The sequence below is a fragment of the Halomonas sp. LS-001 genome (assembly GCF_052983955.1).
Genome location: NZ_CM129816.1, coordinates 1,320,736 through 1,338,149, shown reverse-complemented (window position 1 = coordinate 1,338,149; position 17,414 = coordinate 1,320,736). Strand labels below are relative to the sequence as shown.

General features: G+C 54.9%; 15 protein-coding genes. 6 read left to right on the top strand and 9 right to left on the bottom strand.

The window, feature by feature from the left end; translation table 11 throughout:
* Nucleotides 1–20 precede the first annotated feature (20 nt).
* Entirely contained in the window at nt 21–542 is a 522-nt protein-coding gene (yjgA, locus tag ACU6TU_RS05910) for a ribosome biogenesis factor YjgA (RefSeq protein WP_447143638.1), read from the top strand.
* Nucleotides 543–626: 84 nt separating this feature from the next.
* Here the strand turns inward: yjgA and tldD are convergent, their stop codons facing one another.
* The 7 genes from tldD to ACU6TU_RS05875 all read right to left on the bottom strand — a co-directional run bounded on the left by tldD (nt 627) and on the right by ACU6TU_RS05875 (nt 10,635).
* A complete protein-coding gene (gene tldD / locus ACU6TU_RS05905) occupies nt 627–2,078 on the bottom strand; it encodes a metalloprotease TldD (protein WP_447143637.1) in 1,452 nt (483 codons plus the stop codon).
* Nucleotides 2,075–5,926, bottom strand: coding sequence for a YhdP family phospholipid transporter (locus ACU6TU_RS05900; RefSeq protein ID WP_447143636.1), 3,852 nt, complete (start codon nt 5,924–5,926; stop codon nt 2,075–2,077). Before ACU6TU_RS05900 ends, tldD begins: the two co-directional genes overlap by 4 nt.
* Before the next feature lie 4 nt (nt 5,927–5,930).
* Nucleotides 5,931–7,394, bottom strand: a complete 1,464-nt coding sequence (gene rng / locus ACU6TU_RS05895; RefSeq protein ID WP_447143635.1) for a ribonuclease G — start codon at nt 7,392–7,394, stop codon at nt 5,931–5,933.
* 78 nt (nt 7,395–7,472) lie between these two features.
* Nucleotides 7,473–8,066, bottom strand: coding sequence for a Maf family protein (locus ACU6TU_RS05890; protein ID WP_447143634.1), 594 nt, complete (start codon nt 8,064–8,066; stop codon nt 7,473–7,475).
* A gap of 64 nt (nt 8,067–8,130) precedes the next feature.
* On the bottom strand, nt 8,131–8,619 hold the full coding sequence (gene mreD / locus ACU6TU_RS05885; protein WP_447143633.1) for a rod shape-determining protein MreD: 489 nt from the start codon (nt 8,617–8,619) through the stop codon (nt 8,131–8,133).
* Nucleotides 8,619–9,491: a rod shape-determining protein MreC gene (gene mreC / locus ACU6TU_RS05880; RefSeq protein ID WP_447143632.1), complete on the bottom strand. Its 873-nt coding sequence runs from the start codon at nt 9,489–9,491 to the stop codon at nt 8,619–8,621. The genes mreD and mreC overlap by 1 nt, the downstream gene beginning before the upstream one ends.
* Nucleotides 9,492–9,597: 106 nt before the next feature.
* On the bottom strand, nt 9,598–10,635 hold the full coding sequence (locus ACU6TU_RS05875; RefSeq protein WP_447143631.1) for a rod shape-determining protein: 1,038 nt from the start codon (nt 10,633–10,635) through the stop codon (nt 9,598–9,600).
* A 253-nt stretch (nt 10,636–10,888) separates the two neighbouring features.
* On the opposite strand from ACU6TU_RS05875, the gene gatC reads away from it, so the two are divergent.
* The 3 genes from gatC (at nt 10,889) to gatB (ending at nt 14,190) form a co-directional block, all read left to right on the top strand.
* On the top strand, nt 10,889–11,176 hold the full coding sequence (gene gatC / locus ACU6TU_RS05870; RefSeq protein WP_447143630.1) for an Asp-tRNA(Asn)/Glu-tRNA(Gln) amidotransferase subunit GatC: 288 nt from the start codon (nt 10,889–10,891) through the stop codon (nt 11,174–11,176).
* A gap of 99 nt (nt 11,177–11,275) precedes the next feature.
* Nucleotides 11,276–12,736 carry an Asp-tRNA(Asn)/Glu-tRNA(Gln) amidotransferase subunit GatA gene (gene gatA / locus ACU6TU_RS05865; protein ID WP_447143629.1) on the top strand — a complete coding sequence of 487 codons (1,461 nt, stop codon included), beginning with the start codon at nt 11,276–11,278 and terminating at the stop codon, nt 12,734–12,736.
* The gene (gatB, locus tag ACU6TU_RS05860; protein WP_447143628.1) at nt 12,736–14,190 is read left to right on the top strand and encodes an Asp-tRNA(Asn)/Glu-tRNA(Gln) amidotransferase subunit GatB; all 1,455 of its coding nucleotides are present in this window, start codon (nt 12,736–12,738) and stop codon (nt 14,188–14,190) included. Before gatA ends, gatB begins: the two co-directional genes overlap by 1 nt.
* Nucleotides 14,191–14,280: 90 nt before the next feature.
* Here gatB and sixA read toward each other — a convergent pair whose 3' ends face one another.
* On the bottom strand, nt 14,281–14,793 hold the full coding sequence (sixA, locus tag ACU6TU_RS05855; protein WP_447143627.1) for a phosphohistidine phosphatase SixA: 513 nt from the start codon (nt 14,791–14,793) through the stop codon (nt 14,281–14,283).
* Complete coding sequence (locus tag ACU6TU_RS05850) at nt 14,780–15,853, bottom strand: NAD(P)H-dependent glycerol-3-phosphate dehydrogenase (RefSeq protein ID WP_447143626.1); 1,074 nt, start codon at nt 15,851–15,853, stop codon at nt 14,780–14,782. Before ACU6TU_RS05850 ends, sixA begins: the two co-directional genes overlap by 14 nt.
* A gap of 436 nt (nt 15,854–16,289) precedes the next feature.
* Between ACU6TU_RS05850 and ACU6TU_RS05845 the strand changes: the two genes are divergently transcribed.
* Nucleotides 16,290–16,835 (top strand): Csu type fimbrial protein, encoded by a 546-nt coding sequence (locus tag ACU6TU_RS05845; RefSeq protein ID WP_447143625.1) that lies wholly within the window; start codon nt 16,290–16,292, stop codon nt 16,833–16,835.
* 38 nt (nt 16,836–16,873) lie between these two features.
* Nucleotides 16,874–17,365 carry a Csu type fimbrial protein gene (locus tag ACU6TU_RS05840; RefSeq protein ID WP_447143624.1) on the top strand — a complete coding sequence of 164 codons (492 nt, stop codon included), beginning with the start codon at nt 16,874–16,876 and terminating at the stop codon, nt 17,363–17,365.
* Nucleotides 17,366–17,414: the final 49 nt, after the last annotated feature.

Sequence of the window (17,414 nt, the reverse complement as noted above, 5' to 3'; positions counted from 1 at the left end):
ACCCACGTTGTGAATGATCCATGCCAAAAAAACGCCCGCTGCATGATGAAGTTGATGATCAGGAAATGCCGCCTAGCAAATCGCAGCTCAAGCGCGAAATGCACGCTCTTCAGCAACTAGGCGAAACACTCATTGCCATGACACCGGCTGAGCGAAGCCGCTTTCCGCTGTCTGACGACCTTCTCCGTGCCATTGATGAAACCACGCGCATTCGCTCCCATGAGGGGCGCCGCCGCCATATGCAATACGTCGGCAAATTGATGCGCAAAGAAGATCTGGAGGCCATTCAGTCACAGTTTGACGCCATTGAAAATGAGCGCGAACAACGTGACCACGCCTTCCATCGGTTGGAAAAATGGCGTGACCGGCTGATCGATGAAGGCGATGATGCTGTCGACCAGTTCATGAATGACTATCCGGATGCCGACCGCCAGACACTACGTCAATTAGTGCGCAATGCGCGCCGCGAACGCGAGCAATCCAAACCACCGACCAGTGCTCGTAAGCTGTTCAAGCACTTGCGGGATTGTGCAGCGCTTTGACGCGCACCACTTGCCTGAGCCAGACAGTATCGTCAAAGCAGCCCTTATGCAGACGATACTGTTCTTACCTTGCATTAGCGGCCTTCAGGACTGAGTACCACCAACCGTTAGCTCGTCCAGCTTGAGGGTTGGCTGTCCAACCCCCACCGGTACCCCTTGCCCTTCTTTGCCGCACACGCCGATACCCGGATCAATCGCCAGATCATGGCCCACCATCGAAACGCGTCCCATGGCTTCCGGCCCGTTACCAATCAACGTCGCCCCTTTGACGGGGGCCGTAATCTTACCGTCTTCAATCAGGTAAGCCTCACTGGCCGAAAAAACAAATTTTCCTGAGGTGATATCCACCTGCCCACCACCAAAACTGACCGCATAAATACCGCGTTTGACACTTTTAATGATGTCATCAGGGCTTTCCTTGCCCGCCAGCATCACGGTATTGGTCATTCTAGGCATGGGCAAATGGGCAAACGATTCGCGCCGCGCATTTCCGGTAGGCGCCATCCCCATCAAACGTGCATTGAGTTTATCCTGCATATAGCCCGTCAGGATGCCGTCTTCAATCAGCGGGGTGTACTGCCCCGGCGTTCCTTCGTCGTCGACGCTCAATGAGCCACGAGAATCCGACAACGTCGCATCGTCTACCACAGTTACCCCAGCCGAGGCGACAGGCTGGCCAAGCTTACCGGCAAAGGCGGAACTGCCCTTGCGGTTGAAATCCCCTTCCAGCCCATGCCCAACTGCCTCATGCAGCAAAATACCGGGCCAACCTGAGCCAAGAACCACAGGCATCTGTCCTGCGGGCGCATCAATGGCTTCACTATTCACCAGTGCCTGGCGAACGGCCTCTTTGGCGAATCGCTCAGCGACATTTTCATCCCGCAACCGGGCCATGGAGTAACGCCCGCCACCACCGGCGCTGCCTCGCTCCCGACGGCCGTTTTTGCTGACGATGACGCTGACATTGAAGCGCACCAGCGGGCGAATATCAGCGGCTAGCGTGCCATCACTGGCACGCACCAAAACAACCTCGTATGTGCCGGACAAAGAGGCGCTCACTTGACTAACACTAGGATCTGCGGCTCTGGCAATACGGTCAGCCTGCTTGAGCATGGCAACTTTTTCGTCTGCGCTGAGCCCGGACAATGGGTCGACACCAGCATAAAAAGGCGCAGACGTCACAATATTCACCGCCCGGCCTGGCAGACGTTTACCGCTACGCACAATGCCGGCGGCCGTTTTGCCAGTATCCAGTAGCGCATCGGCACTGATCTGGTTGGAGTAGGCAAAGCCGGTTTTCTCGCCCGCCAGCGAGCGTACGCCGACACCTCCATCGATGTTATAGCTGGCTTCCTTGACCTTGCCATCTTCCAGTACCCAACCTTCATCCCAGGTACGCTGAAAATACAGGTCGGCATAATCAATACCGGCGCCCATTGCATGGCTGAGCCCGACATCCAAAGCATCAATATCCAGGCCTCCCGGTGTGAGTAATACCGAAACAGCCTGATCAAGATCAGAAGCGTATTGCGTCATTGAGAACCTTCTCGTGTAACTTGCGGTGCGGCCCATGGGCCCTGAATGAGATAATTGATTGTCGTCACTTGCTCCAGCGTATCACCGAACAGAGAGTGTGCAAGCAACAGCGCCCCACCTACCACCGGCGCACCGACTGCCAGCGCGGCAATCGGCAAGCTCTGGCTGATAGGCAGCGCAATGGCAAGACGCTGATCAAGCTCACGTTTAAGCAGATCAGCGCTACCGGTTAAGCGAATTTTGGTCGCCGGCGTATTGATCATGAGCGGACCATCAAGACGAAGCTGGCCACTCCCTACGTTGGCAGCGCCATGCACGCGGTTGAAGGCGGTTCCTTCCCCTGTGACGTCAGAAAAGTCCAGCCGCAGGCGACGCAGGATATTATCGATATTAAGCAAACCGACTAACCGGGCAGTCGCTGAATCCAGGCTCAGAAAACGCCCTTCACGAACATCCGTGGTGATACGTCCGTCAGCGCGGGACAGCGAAAATTGCCAGGGCGCACCCGGCCAGTCCAGGCTAGCTTCAACATCTGTACTCCGACTGCGAACGACCACTGGCTGTCCGAGGCGCTCAAGCGCAGTGCCTACGTCACCGCCCTGAATTGTCACATCGGCGGTCGTCACACTGCCCTGGGGGGCGCGCGTCCATTCAAGCTCGCCACGCAATGATAACTGGCCCAGCGTCAGCCCTACTGGTGCCAGTGTGAAACGCTGCCCTTGCGTCTGCCAGTAAGCCGTCAATGGCCCCAGACGCTGATTCACCACATCAACTTCAGCCATGCGTAAACGCCCATCAGGCACGCTGGAGAGCCATTCAGGAATTGCCGCAGGGGTTGGCCGCTGTGTTTGCACTTCATCAAACCAGGCATCCGGTGCCGGTGCTGACCGAGCATTGTCAGATGACGATGAAAGCGCCAGCAAAGCATCCAGGTCCAGCGTTTCGACGGTAATATCAAGCGGGTACTGTGCCTGCTGACGGTAGCGAACACGTCCTGAAAACATCTCGCTATCCAGGTCGACATCAAGTCCCTCCGCTGTTTTCTGGCCATTCGCAGAAACACGGCCAACGCACGCCCCTTGCCATTCAAGACAGGCGGTATCAAGTGACACCTGTATATCCGGCATAGCGCTATCGTCCGGTGGCGTCGATGCGCCGACATTTTGCGTCAGCGGCTGCAACGCCGCCTGCCATGCCAAAGGGTCGATTTTCGCCAGCTCTGCACGCAGCTGCCATCCTTCCCGAACAGGCCAGGCGGGCATCCCCGTTGACGGCCCCACGTGCAGCGCTCCGGCCATCTCCCCGTTAATCCGCTGGCTGCGCAAACCAGCCAGACCGTTCAGGTTACTTTCGATACGTCCATTCGCCATATCCACCGACAGCATCCAGGGCCATGACTGCTGCGTGCCCTTATCAAAGGGTTCCGGCAGATCAATACCCACCCCTTTGAGATCGCTTTCAAGCTGAAGCCTTGGCTGACCACTCCAGTCCAGCTGGCCTTGCCAGCGCGTACTGCCGGAAAGCCAGGGGAGTCTGGCATCAGCATTAGCCATGGTTAACAGCGCTGGCAGAGAAACCTGTCCATCAAGCATCACCTGCTGATTCGGTTCAAGGTTGGCACTCACCTCGCCTTCCAACCAACGCCCCGCCATATTGCCAAGCAACTCACCGGCTTTCCCAGGTTCCTGCTGCCAGGTGAGCTTGCCGGTAATATCATTGATGGTGACATTCTGGGGCAGATAGGTAATTTGACGAATACTGGGCGTTATATTGAGCGCCAGATCCAGCTGCTCCGGATCATTGAGCAACAAACTCAGATCAAGCTCAGCATCGACACGCCCATCAGCACGGAAGTCATCAAGCCGCTCATCAACAGGCAGAGGGGTCGACGCGAGAAACTGCCGCAACGACGCTATGTCGCCACCAAGCGCTCCGTTCACATTCAAGCGCTCATTGTGCAGGGTGACATCTCCCTGGCTGATGACAATACCTTGAATCAGAGCACGCTCTACCTTGGCACTTAGCCCTTCGTCAGGTCGCCAGCTCATCGCGCCTTCAATACCGCTCAGTGCTGGCCAATCCGGCAGAAGCGGCATGCTCCCCTGGGAAACCTGCAGATCCACAATGGCAGTGGGTGTGGTGTCAAAATCCGACACGCCCAACGGAATTCCCATCTGCAGACTCCCCTGGTTGACGTAGCCACTGACATTGGACAGCCAGTCACTCAATGCCGGATCAAGCATCGAGACCGGCAGCCATTCCACCAGCGGACGATTGACAGCGTCCACATCGCTGAAGTTCAGGTCCAGACCAAAACGCCCTTGAGCCCCGGTGTTCACCAGGCCAAATCCACCGCGAACCTCAGCATCATTCCACTTCACGCGCAGACGTTTACCACTTACCAGCGCCGTGGGCCCATCGTACACCCACTGAATTTCCCCTTCGGCATGTGTCAACGCCAGGGGCTCACTGAACAGTTCGGGCAACTCAAGCGTGCTGGCATTCTGGCTGGAAAACAGTACACGCCCACGCACATCGCGTGCCTGTACCCAGGCATCAAAGGGCCCACCACCGGGCGCCTGCTGCCAGGGAGATGCCGTCAGGCGACTGATTGCGGCATCAACTCGCCACTCACCATCCCGCTGCCCGAGACGCAAGCCATTGACCTGGCCACGCGGATTCAGGGTGCGCAAGGCACGGGTGACGGATTCAGGCAGCAACATATAATCCCGCCAGGCAGCCAGAGAGGCCAACTCGAATTCACTGGTCAAAAGCTCCCAATGCCCTGGCTGATGAGAAAACTGCCAGTGGCGAGGCAAGGCAGGACCTTCACCAACGTCTTCGGGACGCGCCCATTCAACATTTTCTGCGTCACCACTTAACCAGGCCTTGCCGCCTTCTCCGTCACGCTGCCAGATACCCCGCGCCTTGATATTGCGAAGAACAGCCTGTTGTTCCGACTGCTCCAACGTCAACGTTGGCATATCCACCCCCAGGCGCGCTTCCTGCAATCTGGCCGACTGCCAACGCCCCCAAAGCTGAACACTTCCTCCCACTTCCGTAAATTGCGTGGTGGCATCTGGCTGTAAAAGCCCCATCAGGGCCGACAGTTGATCGAGCTGCATATCCAACTGCATCGCCGCTGAGAAATCGCTTAGCCCCTGACGGCCAGGTTGGACCTCTGCGCGTAGGTGAGCCGCAGGCAATGCCGCTGGCTTCCCGCTCTGCGCAGGCGAGTCAATATTGACCCGCCCTTGCAGGTGCGTGCGACGTTCATCGCCGGAAAGCGTCAGCATTGGGGCGTGGAGGGCCAGCTGCTTATTTTCGCCGTGCAGAATAATGCGTGAGTTTTTCACCTGGATCTGCTGACGCAACACTATCCCGACCCAGGCATCAACCAGCGCCAGGTCAATGCCTGGTTCAGCCTCCATTGCCAGAGGGAGCTTCGCAGGCGCTGGCCATTGCCAGGCCATACCATCGGCCTGATATAAATGCACCGCAAAGCCTTCTATATAGGCATCATTAAAGACCGGTGAGAGCGTCGAGAGTGTTTGCCAGCTATCCAACCGCAATTGCAGCTCATTCAGGCGAAACAAGGGTTCACCCGCTGGTGTTAACGCCGTTACACCCGCCAGTGTCAGAGAGGGGTCGTTGCCCGCTAGCGACAACGACAGGCGCTGGATGTCCACCGGCGCACCGATGCGGCTTTCCAGCAGGGATTCGAGATGCGGCGTCAACCATTCCGCCTGGCTCATGGCGAGGCGAAGTAAAAGCAGCGTGACGGCTAAAAAGCCCAGGCAACACGCTACAAAAAACAGCAGCCATTTGCGCAGTCCGGAAACAGTCATCACATTACATTAGCACAATGTCATACTGCTCTTGCGAGTAGTGTTGTTCGACCTGAAAACGAATCGTCTTATTGATAAACGTTTCCAGGTCAGCCACCGACGAGGATTCTTCATCGAGCAGGCGGTCTACGACGGGTTGCGATGCCAATACCATATACGTTTCAGCACTATAGGCGCGTTCTTCACGCAGAATTTCCCGGAAAATTTCGTAACACACAGTTTCAGGCGTTTTTAGCGTGCCACGGCCAGCGCAGGTAGAACAGGCTTCGCAAAGTGTCTGTTCCAGGCTCTCACGCGTACGTTTGCGCGTCAGCTGAACCAGACCAAGCTCTGTCACCCCGGTACATTTTGTCTTGGCGTGATCCCGTTCCAAGGCTTTTTCAAGCACTCTCAATACCTGGCGTTGGTGTTCGGCATCTTCCATATCAATAAAGTCGATAATGATAATACCGCCTAGGTTCCGCAGGCGTAGCTGGCGGGCAATAGCGGTCGCCGCTTCCAGGTTGGTTTTGAAGATGGTTTCTTCCAGGTTGCGATGCCCGACATAACCACCGGTGTTGACATCAATAGTGGTCATCGCCTCGGTAGGATCGATGACCAGATACCCCCCTGACTTAAGCTGCACTTTGCGGCCCAGGGCTTTCTGAATTTCATCTTCAACGCTGTAAAGGTCAAAAATCGGCCGTTCACCGGGATAATATTCAATGCGATCAACCGCATCCGGCATAAACTCTTCGGCAAATTCAACCAGTTTGGTGAAGTTTTCCCGGGAATCGATACGGACCTTTTCAATGTCATCACGCATCACGTCCCGCAGGGTGCGCATAAAGAGCGGCAAATCGTCATAGACAACTGACGTCGGCGATGCGGTTTCCTTACGCTGACCGACTTTGCGCCATAGGCGTAGCAGGAAGTGCATATCGCTGACCAGCTCTTCCTCACCCACGCCTTCAGCCGCCGTGCGCACAATAAAGCCACCCGTCACTTCAAGACTTTGTTGTGCAATACTGGTTTCAAGCACCGCTTTCAACCGTTCCCGCTCTCGCTCATCCTCAATACGCTGGGACACACCATGGTGAGGAGACTCTGGCATGTAAACCAGATAACGCGAAGGCACCGATAAGTGGGTCGTTAAACGGGCGCCTTTCGAGCCGATCGGGTCCTTGGTGACCTGCACGACCAGTGCCTGCCCTTCATGCAACAGTTGTCCGATGGATTGCTGTTCGTCGCTTGGTGTCCCGGAGGGCATAACTTCATGAGCATGGATGAATGCCGCTCGCTCCAGACCAATATCAACAAAAGCAGCCTGCATGCCAGGCAAAACACGTACCACCTTGCCTTTGTAGATATTGCCTACGATACCGCGACGGCGAGAGCGTTCGATCAACGCTTCCTGCAAGACACCGTTTTCCACCAGCGCTACGCGGGTTTCCATCGGTGTTAGATTGATGAGAACCTCACCACTCATTCCTGTTCCTTAATGTTTGCCAGATAAGCGTGAATCAATAAGCGTTTATAAACACCTCGCTGATGACCATCAGCGACTCTAGAGCCCTTTGTTCCAAAGGGAAACCCCCTGTTGACGCAAGAGACCGGCGGTCTCGAACAGTGGCAGTCCGACGACAGCTGAATAACTCCCCTGTATCGACGCCACGAAGATGGACGCCAGCCCTTGAATGGCATAGCCACCCGCTTTATCCCTTGGCTCTCCTGTCATCCAGTAGGCCATTATCTCTTCGTCGCTGATCTCACGAAAATGCACCTGAGTCGAGACACAGCATGTTTGCAAGCCTGCTGGGCCCGAGATGGCAACGCCCGTCAACACGTCATGGGAGCGCCCTGAAAGCGCAGCAAGCATTTCTGCCGCATGAGTTCTGTTGTTGGGCTTTCCCAGTACACTGCCGTCCAGCACAACGGCCGTGTCAGATCCCAGTGTAGGTAATGGCGTGAGCTCATCGGCCGCCAGGGCCTTTTCTACCGCCAGGCGCACAACGTAGTCAGTGGCAGCTTCATTCTCTTGAGGCGTTTCATCAATATGACAAGGCCGAACGTCGGCTGTTACACCAATAGACGCTAATAAATCGCGCCTTCGCGGCGACGCAGACGCCAGGCAAAGGTCAGCACAGAAACTGACGGACATAATATTTCCTCTGCACCACTCTAAACGTAATGCACTCTAAACGTAATGGCTGACAATTGATAAGCTATCGGGAAAACAGTCGACGCTCGAGCGCATGGAACATAGTGGCAAGCCAAGGCCAAAGCACGGCGCTGATTAATGATGGGATCAAAAAGGCCAAATGAATGGCGTAATTACCGGCAAGCGTTCGCACCCATTGCTCCAGCAGCTGAATCAGGCCCAATAACACCAGCACCAGTACTGCCTGCTGAACCAGCGAATACGTCCTGAAGCGCGGATAGACCAGGGCACTCAGAAATGCCAGCAATGAAAAAATAAGGGCATTTTGCCCGAGTGGCACACCCTCAATCAGATCCAGCAGCAGGCCAAGCACGAAACCGTGGAAGACACCTACCCGCGAGGGGGCACGCATACACCAGTAGATCAGCATCAACCCCAGCCATTCAGGACGATAAACCTGCCAGCCTTCTGCCAGCGGCATCACCTGCAAACACAAAGCAAACAGCAGGGTAAACCATACCACCAATAACGGGACGACAGGTGCCTTTGCCATCAGGGAAGCTCCCTTGTGGGTGGCGTCATCGGAAGCGGGAAAAGGCCATTTATCTGTAGAGCGCTTTTTAATGCCTCATAAGAAAGGACAAACGACTCATTCCAGATAGCCACTTCAGAATCGGCGTAAGGCGTGGGGAACAACAAAAGGAAGTATCTGGAACGCTGCAGACGTGCCAGCGGCTCAGCACTGACGCGTGCAAAAGGCGCACCGGGATCATGAACAACAGACGTGATCCTGCCCACCGGATAACCCGGAGGAAAGCGTCCTGCCAAACCAGACGTGGTCAGCAAATCGCCCTCACGAACATCGGCGGTATCGGGTACATGGAGCAGATCCAAGGTATTGTAATTTCCCGAGCCCTGGACAATGTAACGCAGACCATTGCGGTTGATGCGTACCGGTAAAGCATGACTGGCATCACCCAACAACAATACCCGGCTTGAGTAAGCGGATACCGCCGTCACCTGACCAACCAGACCAAACGCATCAATGACCGGCTGACCCACATAGACATCGTTACGGTGTCCACGGTCAACCACCATCTGATGACTGAAAGGGTCATTGTCCAGTGAAATCAGTTCGGCGCTGATGAAGTCGACTTCGCGATGCTCGGCCGCATTGAGCAGCTGACGCAGCTCAGCGTTTTCCGCCATCAGGCTGGCAATCCGCTGACCGCGATGAGATAACGTCAGCATCTGCTCACGCAGCCGCCGATTTTCATCGAGTAAAGCCTGATGATCAGACAGGGCTACCGTTCCCCAGCTAAGCAGGTCGCTGGGCAGACTTACAACCCACTGAATAGGTGCCACAACCGTAGAAAGCTGGGCACGGACCTCTTCCATTCGCGTAAAGCGCTGGTCAGCAAACATCAATGCGCTCGCCGCCAATACGCAAAAGAACAGGCGGTAGCCTGGCAAAGCCTCGTGTGAAAACAGCGGCTTGATAATTAATTCCCCCGCAGATCAACCGCTGAAGTCAGTCACTGGACAGCAATTCAAACGTATGCTGATCGATCATTTCCAGTGCTTTACCGCCACCACGCGCCACACAGGTTAGTGGGTCTTCTGCCACAATGACCGGCAAGCCTGTCTCTTCTGCAATCAGCTTATCCAGATCACGAAGCAATGCACCACCGCCTGTCAGCACCAGGCCACGCTCGGCTATATCAGAAGCAAGCTCAGGAGGCGACTGTTCCAGAGCGCTTTTAATGGCAGCAACAATGGAACCCAGGGTTTCCTGCAACGCTTCAAGAATCTCATGAGAGTTCAGGGTAAAGCTGCGCGGAATGCCCTCTGCCAGATTACGACCACGCACATCGATTTCACGCAGCTCGCCGCCTGGGTAGGCACAACCGATTTCTTCCTTGATCCGCTCCGCCGTCGCTTCGCCGATCAGACTGCCGTAATGACGACGGACATAAGCCGTGATGGCTTCATCAAAGCGATCACCACCTACACGGATGGACTCGGAATAGACGACGCCATTGAGTGAAATAATCGCAATTTCGGAGGTACCACCACCGATATCAACGACCATTGAGCCCTGAGCTTCTTCAACTGGCAGGCCAGCCCCGATAGCAGCGGCCATGGGCTCTTCGATCAGGAAGACTTCCCGAGCACCGGCACCTTCCGCTGATTCGCGAATGGCACGCCGTTCGACCTGAGTCGACATACAAGGCACGCACACCAGCACACGCGGGCTGGGAGTCAGGAAAGTGCTTTGGTGCACTTTACGAATAAAATGCTGAAGCATTTGCTCAGTCACGGTGAAATCGGCAATGACGCCGTCTTTCATCGGGCGGATAGCCGTAATGTTGCCCGGCGTACGTCCAAGCATCCGCTTGGCATCAGCCCCTACCGAGGCGACGCTACGCATGTTGCCTGACTGACGAATGGCAACGACCGACGGTTCGTTGAGAACAATACCGCGACCGCGTACATAAATAAGTGTGTTGGCCGTACCCAGATCGATGGATAAATCGCTGGAAAACAGCCCCCTCAAACGTTTGAACATGGATGTTGTTACCTAGTGCAGACCGGGGGATCCTATGCGGATGCAAACGGTATCACTGCTACCCACTGTCAGCAAGCAGAACAGCGGCAGATACTGCCCGGGCTGGGGAATTTATGGTATATTTTAACGCTATTTGATGATCAAAATGGCTCAGATATCTATATTGTACAGGGCCCAGGAAAATTTACACGGCGCAAAGTGACTGCGCTTATCATTTGTTAGCTTTTCACCTGTTAATAAGGAAGGTTCCATCATGGCGCTTGAAGAAACACATGTGCGCCGGGCTGCCCATCTGGCCCGACTTGCCGTTAGTGATGATCAGGCCAAAGGGTTTGTTGACGACCTGAGTCAGATTCTGGATATGGTTGACCAGCTCCAGCGTATTGATACCCAGGGCGTAGCACCACTGGCACATCCCCTTGATGCAACTCAACGTTTACGTGCCGATGAAGTGACCGAAACCAATCAGCGGGATCACTTCCAGCGCTGCGCACCGGCAGTCGAAGACGGTCTTTATCTGGTTCCTCGCGTGGTTGAGTAACCCCTACTGATCCTTCGTGACCAAAAGATCCATTTCGACTACCAGGCCTTTCAAGCCTTTAGGCCTGTTTAATCGTCACCCGAACGGAGTTTCCGGGTTATGCATGATAAGACTTTAACGCAAATTGCCGCGGCCTTAGCCAACGGCGAAACCTCAAGCCGTGAATTAACGGCGCATTACCTTCATCGCATTGAGCAGACCAACGCTGAACTCAACTGCTTTATCAGCGTGACCGGTGAACAGGCATTGAAGCAAGCCGACCACGCAGACAAGATTCGCGCCAGCGGTCAGGCGGGCCTACTGACAGGCGTTCCTATCGCCCTAAAGGATATCTTCTGCACCCAAGGCGTTAAAACCAGCTGCGGGTCGAAGATGCTGGATAACTTCATCGCTCCCTATAACGCCCACGTCGTTGAGAAACTCAATGCAGCGGGTTGCGTCAGCTTGGGCAAAACCAACATGGATGAGTTCGCCATGGGCTCCTCCAATGAAAACAGCTATTACGGAGCCGTTAAAAACCCCTGGGATACCACAGCGGTTCCTGGTGGTAGTTCCGGCGGTAGCGCGGCGGCAGTGGCTGCAGGCATAACGCCAGCGGCATTAGGCACGGATACCGGCGGCTCCATTCGTCAGCCAGCGGCGTTTTGTGGCATCACTGGCCTGAAGCCCACTTATGGCCGAGTTTCGCGCTATGGCATCATCGCCTACGCCTCAAGCCTCGACCAGGCCGGCCCCATGGCGCGCACTGCCGAGGATTGCGCCCACCTGCTTAACGTGATGGCCGGACACGATGGGCGTGACTCCACCAGCGTTGCGCGCGGCGTGCCTGATTACACCGACACGCTGACGGCGCCGTTATCCGGTCTTAAAATCGGTTTGCCGAAAGAGTATTTCGGTGACGGTCTTGACCCGGACGTTGAAAAAGCCGTTCGCGATGCCGTCAAGGTGTATGAATCGCTGGGCGCCACGGTCAAGGATGTCAGCCTGCCGCATACCCACTATGCCATTCCTGCCTATTACGTCATCGCCCCGGCGGAGGCTTCCTCCAACCTGTCGCGTTTTGATGGCGTACGCTTTGGTCACCGTTGTGACAACCCAGAGGATTTGATCGACCTCTACAAGCGCTCTCGCGCTGAAGGGTTTGGCGATGAAGTGAAACGACGTATCCTGATCGGCACACATACACTGTCTGAAGGCTTTTTCGATGCGTATTACACCAAAGCCCAGCAGGTACGCCGCTTGATTCGTCAGGATTTTCTTGATGCTTTTGAAGATGTCGATGTGCTGATGGGACCGGCATCGCCCACGCCCGCGTTTGACCTTGGCGCCAAGAAAGACCCTGTCTCCATGTACCTACAGGACATTTACACTATCGCGGTCAATCTCGCCGGCATTCCAGGCATCAGCGTGCCCGCCGGGCAGGTTGGCGGCCGTCCGGTCGGGCTTCAGATACTCGGCACCCACTTTGCAGAAGCACAGTTGCTTAATGTGGCCCACCAGTTCCAGCAGACGACCGACTGGCATCAACAACGCCCCACTTTTGCTGAGGAGAACGCCTGATGGAATGGGAAACCGTAATCGGGCTGGAAGTCCACGTTCAGCTCGCGACCAAGTCAAAAATATTTTCCGGGGCATCCACCGCCTTTGGTGCAGATCCCAACACTCAGGCCTGCGCCGTTGATCTGGGTTTGCCTGGCATCCTGCCGGTACTCAATGAGCAAGCCGTTGCCATGGCCGTCAAATTCGGCCTGGCAGTACATGCAGACATCCCTGAAGTATCGGTATTTGACCGCAAGAATTACTTCTACCCTGACCTGCCCAAGGGCTATCAGACCAGTCAGATGTACCATCCGATTGTCGGCCCGGGCAGCGTTGATATTACGCTGGAAGACAATGCCACCAAACAGATCCGCATCCATCATGCGCATCTGGAAGAAGACGCCGGCAAGTCACTTCACGAAGACTTTCATGGCATGACCGGGATTGACCTTAACCGCGCAGGAACGCCGCTACTGGAAATCGTTTCCGAACCCGACATGCGCAACGCCAAGGAAGCGGCGGCCTATCTCAAGGCCATTCACTCCATTGTGACTTACCTGGGCATTTCTGATGGCAACATGGCAGAAGGATCCATGCGCTGTGATGTCAACGTCTCGGTTCGCCCCAAGGGCCAGGAAAGCTTCGGCACCCGCGCGGAAATCAAAAACGTCAACTCTTTCCGCTTTGTCGAGCGCGCCATTGCCTTTGAAGTTGAGCGCCAGATTGAACTGATCGAAGACGGTGGAAAAGTCATTCAGGAAACCCGCCTGTTCGACCCGGAGCGTGACGAAACCCGCAGCATGCGCACCAAGGAAGAAGCCAACGATTATCGCTATTTCCCCTGCCCGGATCTGCTGCCCGTCGTGCTTGACCAGGCTTATCTGGATCACCTGCGTGAACAGTTACCCGAGTTGCCCGCCGACAAGCGCGAACGCTTCCAGAGTGAGCTAGGGCTATCCGCTTATGATGCCCACGTGCTATCCGCCAGCCGCGCCATGGCCGAGTACTTTGAAGAGGTCAAGGATGTGTGTGGCGATGCCAAACAGGCCGCCAACTGGGTACAGGGTGAGCTTTCTGGCGCGCTGAATCGCGAAAGCCTGAGTGTCAGCCAAAGCCCCATCACCGCCCGTCAACTGGGCGAACTGGTGGCCCGAGTGATTGACGATACGATTAACGGCAAGGCCGCCAAGCAGGTATTTCAGGCGCTATGGAATGGCCAGGGGGCTAGCGCCGATGAGGTCATCGAAGCAAAAGGCCTCAAGCAGGTAACCGATAGTGGTGCGATTGAAGCCATGATCGATCAGGTCATCGCTGACAGTCCGGCACAGGTCGCTCAGTATTGCGATGCGGAACCTGACAAACGCGGCAAGATGATTGGTTATTTTGTCGGCCAGGTCATGAAGGCGTCTCGCGGCACCGCCAACCCTCAGCAGGTCAATGCGCTGCTCAAGGAAAAACTCGACGCCAAGCTTTGAAACATCAGAAAAGCCCATAAAACCAACCGGCCCCTTGATGGGGCCGGCTGAAAAACATGTCAAATGACGATGTTTTTCAACTGATGCTTTTCAACTGATGTTTTTCAGTTCACCTGGCGCTGTCAGGCGCGTCAGGCTTGCACAGCCTGACGCCCATATTTCTGCCTTAAGCTCTGCCACCGCTGCAGTGGAAAACCCGACCCCGAAGCCGGCCCGGCCTTCGGTCAATACTCCCGTCAACTCGCCCACCAACGGCATATGGCTAACCAGTATTATCGGCTCCGACTGAGTCATCAACCACTCACAGACATCATGCGGCGCATCATCCGGCGTGATACCTTTATACGTTTCCACCTCGCACCCTAGCGCCTTCCCAATCAACTGGGCAGTTTGCTGCGCGCGGACATAGGGACTAGCGATCACACGCAATGCGCCAAACTCGCCTTTTTCCACCCGACTGGCCAGCCATTTCGCCATCAGGCCAACCTCCTGTTCACCCCTCGAGGTTAAGCGCCGCAAATGATCCGGCGCGCCAGCTGCGGCTTCTCCATGACGCATAATCAACAGGTTCTGATGAGTTCCATTGTTATCAAGATCCTTCATGCCATCCTCCTGAGTCTCGATGAGCCTGCTGGACAGCTTCACGAGGCAGGACAAACTCAACGTCACTGCTTTGCTCACCCATCATCAGCATCCTTGCCATATCCTGCGGGGGAACGCCGTCAAAAAGCACATGATAAAGCCCTTCTGCCAGCGGCATGTAAACCCCCATCTGCGTTGCCTTGGCACATACCAGTTTAACCGTATTGACGCCTTCTGCCACTTGACCCAGGGCATTTACCGCTTCATCGAGACTTCGCCCCTCGCCCATGGCGTAACCCACACGATAGTTGCGCGACAGGTTAGAGGAGCAGGTCACAATCAAATCTCCGACCCCGGCCAGCCCCAGAAACGTCATCGGATTTGCCCCGTGGGCAACGGCAAACCGGCTCATTTCCGCCAGGGCTCGCGTCATTAGCATACTGCGGGTATTTTCTCCCATCCCTAGTGCCGCTGCCATGCCAGCAGCAATCGCGTAGATATTTTTCAAAGCACCGCCCAATTCAACGCCGTGGCGGTCATTACTTGCATAAACACGAAAATAGCGGCAACCCAGCGCCTGTTGAACCCGTGTGCGGGTTAACGAATCAGCGCTGGCAACTACCGTCGCGGTTAATTGCTTGTCAGCAATTTCAGAGGCCAGATTAGGGCCTGCAATCACCCCGATATGAGTAAAACCGGTCTCTGCGCGCAAAACATCACTCATCAGCATGAAGCTTTCCTGCTCGATCCCCTTGGTGGTGCTGACCAGAATCTGTTCAGCGTTCAGGTAGGGCTTAGCTAATTGAACCACGCTACGAAAAGCAGTAGAAGGAATAGCCACCAGAACCAACTCGGCACCCCTGACCACGGCTTCGATATCCGTCGAAGCGACCACCGCAGGGTTAATATCATAATGGGGCAGATAGCGACCATTACGATGCTCCTGATTGATTTGCGCCACCAGGCTTTCATCTCGCATCCATTGACGCACCTTGGCTCCGTTGTCAGCGGCAATGCTTGCCAGTGCCGTGCCAAAACTGCCGCCGCCCAACACCGCCACGCTAATCTGCTGTTCCGCCATTTGTATGTCCTTGTAACTGATAACTTTTTATCTTGTCCATGTACCACTTTACTCTAGGGTCTGTTGACGTTTCATCACGAACCGCGAATGAAACGTCAATAGACCTTATTGAGCCAACTGATTATCCCCTCTTTGTTAAGACATATCCGTATTCAGACGAAATATGTCTTGAAGGCCCCTTCCTGATATCCGCTTGCTGACACTCGCATGCTCAGCCTTGGCTTTGAATAATTCATCGACACTCCAAATACCCCCGAGAGCAAAATAAATAAAAACAAATATTAATAATTTAGAAAAAACTTGTTCAAGAGAGGATCAATGCTAATCTCAGAAAAGATACATTGTTCTTAAAGGCCGATTTGTATCTGCATCAAAACAAACTAACTAACTAACTACCTCTTCAGCGTTAATCGGCAGCTGTGAAAAGGAGTTCATTATGTCTCTTTCTATTTTCTCTCGCGCGACTGGATTTAGTGCCATTGCCGTTTCCATGGCCTTAATGCCCAGCTTAGTACAAGCACAGGTAAGTGGAACCATTGATGCCTCGATCACCCTTGAGGCAGCTTGCGCAGTTGATGGTGCAGAGGGATCTGCCGTCGATTTTGGCAATTTGGCATTTGGCACTCACTCTGCACTTTTCGACGAAGCTGACGCTCAGGTTGCTGGGGCAGGAGGCATCTCGGTGCTTTGCTCTCCAGGGGTTACGCCAACGTTTACATTGCTGAATGGAGCAAATGATGGCGACGCCGCTGCCGCTACCCATGCCATGGAGGAAGTTAATAGCGGCGGCTCCTTTGTAGGCTACACATTATATTCCAATGCAGGCCGCACCGATGCACTGGCTCTGAATGACACCATTGTGTTGGATGAATTTGCCAGTGCACCGCAATCAATCAACCTTTACGGACGTGCCTTCGGCGACCCGGGTAACCTGTCTGCAGGCACCTACGAAGATACGTTACAAGTCCAACTGACCTGGTAACGTTTAACATGTTTCGGGGCTTACAAATCATCGGTCCTATGATGATGGTAATGGGGGCTGCCCAGGCAGCCCCTAGCGATACCTTTACGGTGTCGGCAACCATCACACCGGGCTGTCTTATCAATAACAGCCTCCCTGCCGAAGGCGTTCAGCTTGGCACCCTGGGTAGTCTGGCGTTTGGCACGGCATCTGCTCTTTCTCAAGAGACACGCAGTGCAGCCTTGGCCATCTCGGGAGCCTTTACACTCAGCTGCACACCCGACGTTGCACTAAATATGCGCGTTGATGGTGGGCGGCAGCCAATCGCTGAACGCCGCCTAAAACGGGAAGATGGAAGTGAGACGCTCGCCTATCAGCTCTATCAGGATGCAGCCTTTCAAGATGCCATTGGTATTAATCAACCCGTTAGCGTTAACACCACCTATGACCCTGATGATATTTCCTTACCAATATGGGGTCAGGTGACGCTGCCTGGCGACTTGCCAGCTGGTATTTACACAGACGAGCTGGTGCTAACACTGGAGTGGTAAAAGCGTTCACTTAAAAAGTGCCTGACAGGCAACAGGGACAACAACCTAT

Excerpts from the sequence above, each read along its gene's own strand:
- yjgA (WP_447143638.1), top strand. The coding sequence starts at position 21 with ATGCCAAAAAAACGCCCGCTGCATGATGAAGTTGATGATCAGGAAATG.
- tldD (WP_447143637.1), bottom strand. The coding sequence starts at position 2,078 with ATGACGCAATACGCTTCTGATCTTGATCAGGCTGTTTCGGTATTACTC.
- ACU6TU_RS05900 (WP_447143636.1), bottom strand. The coding sequence starts at position 5,926 with ATGACTGTTTCCGGACTGCGCAAATGGCTGCTGTTTTTTGTAGCGTGT.
- rng (WP_447143635.1), bottom strand. The coding sequence starts at position 7,394 with ATGAGTGGTGAGGTTCTCATCAATCTAACACCGATGGAAACCCGCGTA.
- ACU6TU_RS05890 (WP_447143634.1), bottom strand. The coding sequence starts at position 8,066 with ATGTCCGTCAGTTTCTGTGCTGACCTTTGCCTGGCGTCTGCGTCGCCG.
- mreD (WP_447143633.1), bottom strand. The coding sequence starts at position 8,619 with ATGGCAAAGGCACCTGTCGTCCCGTTATTGGTGGTATGGTTTACCCTG.
- mreC (WP_447143632.1), bottom strand. The coding sequence starts at position 9,491 with ATGTTTGCTGACCAGCGCTTTACGCGAATGGAAGAGGTCCGTGCCCAG.
- ACU6TU_RS05875 (WP_447143631.1), bottom strand. The coding sequence starts at position 10,635 with ATGTTCAAACGTTTGAGGGGGCTGTTTTCCAGCGATTTATCCATCGAT.
- gatC (WP_447143630.1), top strand. The coding sequence starts at position 10,889 with ATGGCGCTTGAAGAAACACATGTGCGCCGGGCTGCCCATCTGGCCCGA.
- gatA (WP_447143629.1), top strand. The coding sequence starts at position 11,276 with ATGCATGATAAGACTTTAACGCAAATTGCCGCGGCCTTAGCCAACGGC.
- gatB (WP_447143628.1), top strand. The coding sequence starts at position 12,736 with ATGGAATGGGAAACCGTAATCGGGCTGGAAGTCCACGTTCAGCTCGCG.
- sixA (WP_447143627.1), bottom strand. The coding sequence starts at position 14,793 with ATGAAGGATCTTGATAACAATGGAACTCATCAGAACCTGTTGATTATG.
- ACU6TU_RS05850 (WP_447143626.1), bottom strand. The coding sequence starts at position 15,853 with ATGGCGGAACAGCAGATTAGCGTGGCGGTGTTGGGCGGCGGCAGTTTT.
- ACU6TU_RS05845 (WP_447143625.1), top strand. The coding sequence starts at position 16,290 with ATGTCTCTTTCTATTTTCTCTCGCGCGACTGGATTTAGTGCCATTGCC.
- ACU6TU_RS05840 (WP_447143624.1), top strand. The coding sequence starts at position 16,874 with ATGATGATGGTAATGGGGGCTGCCCAGGCAGCCCCTAGCGATACCTTT.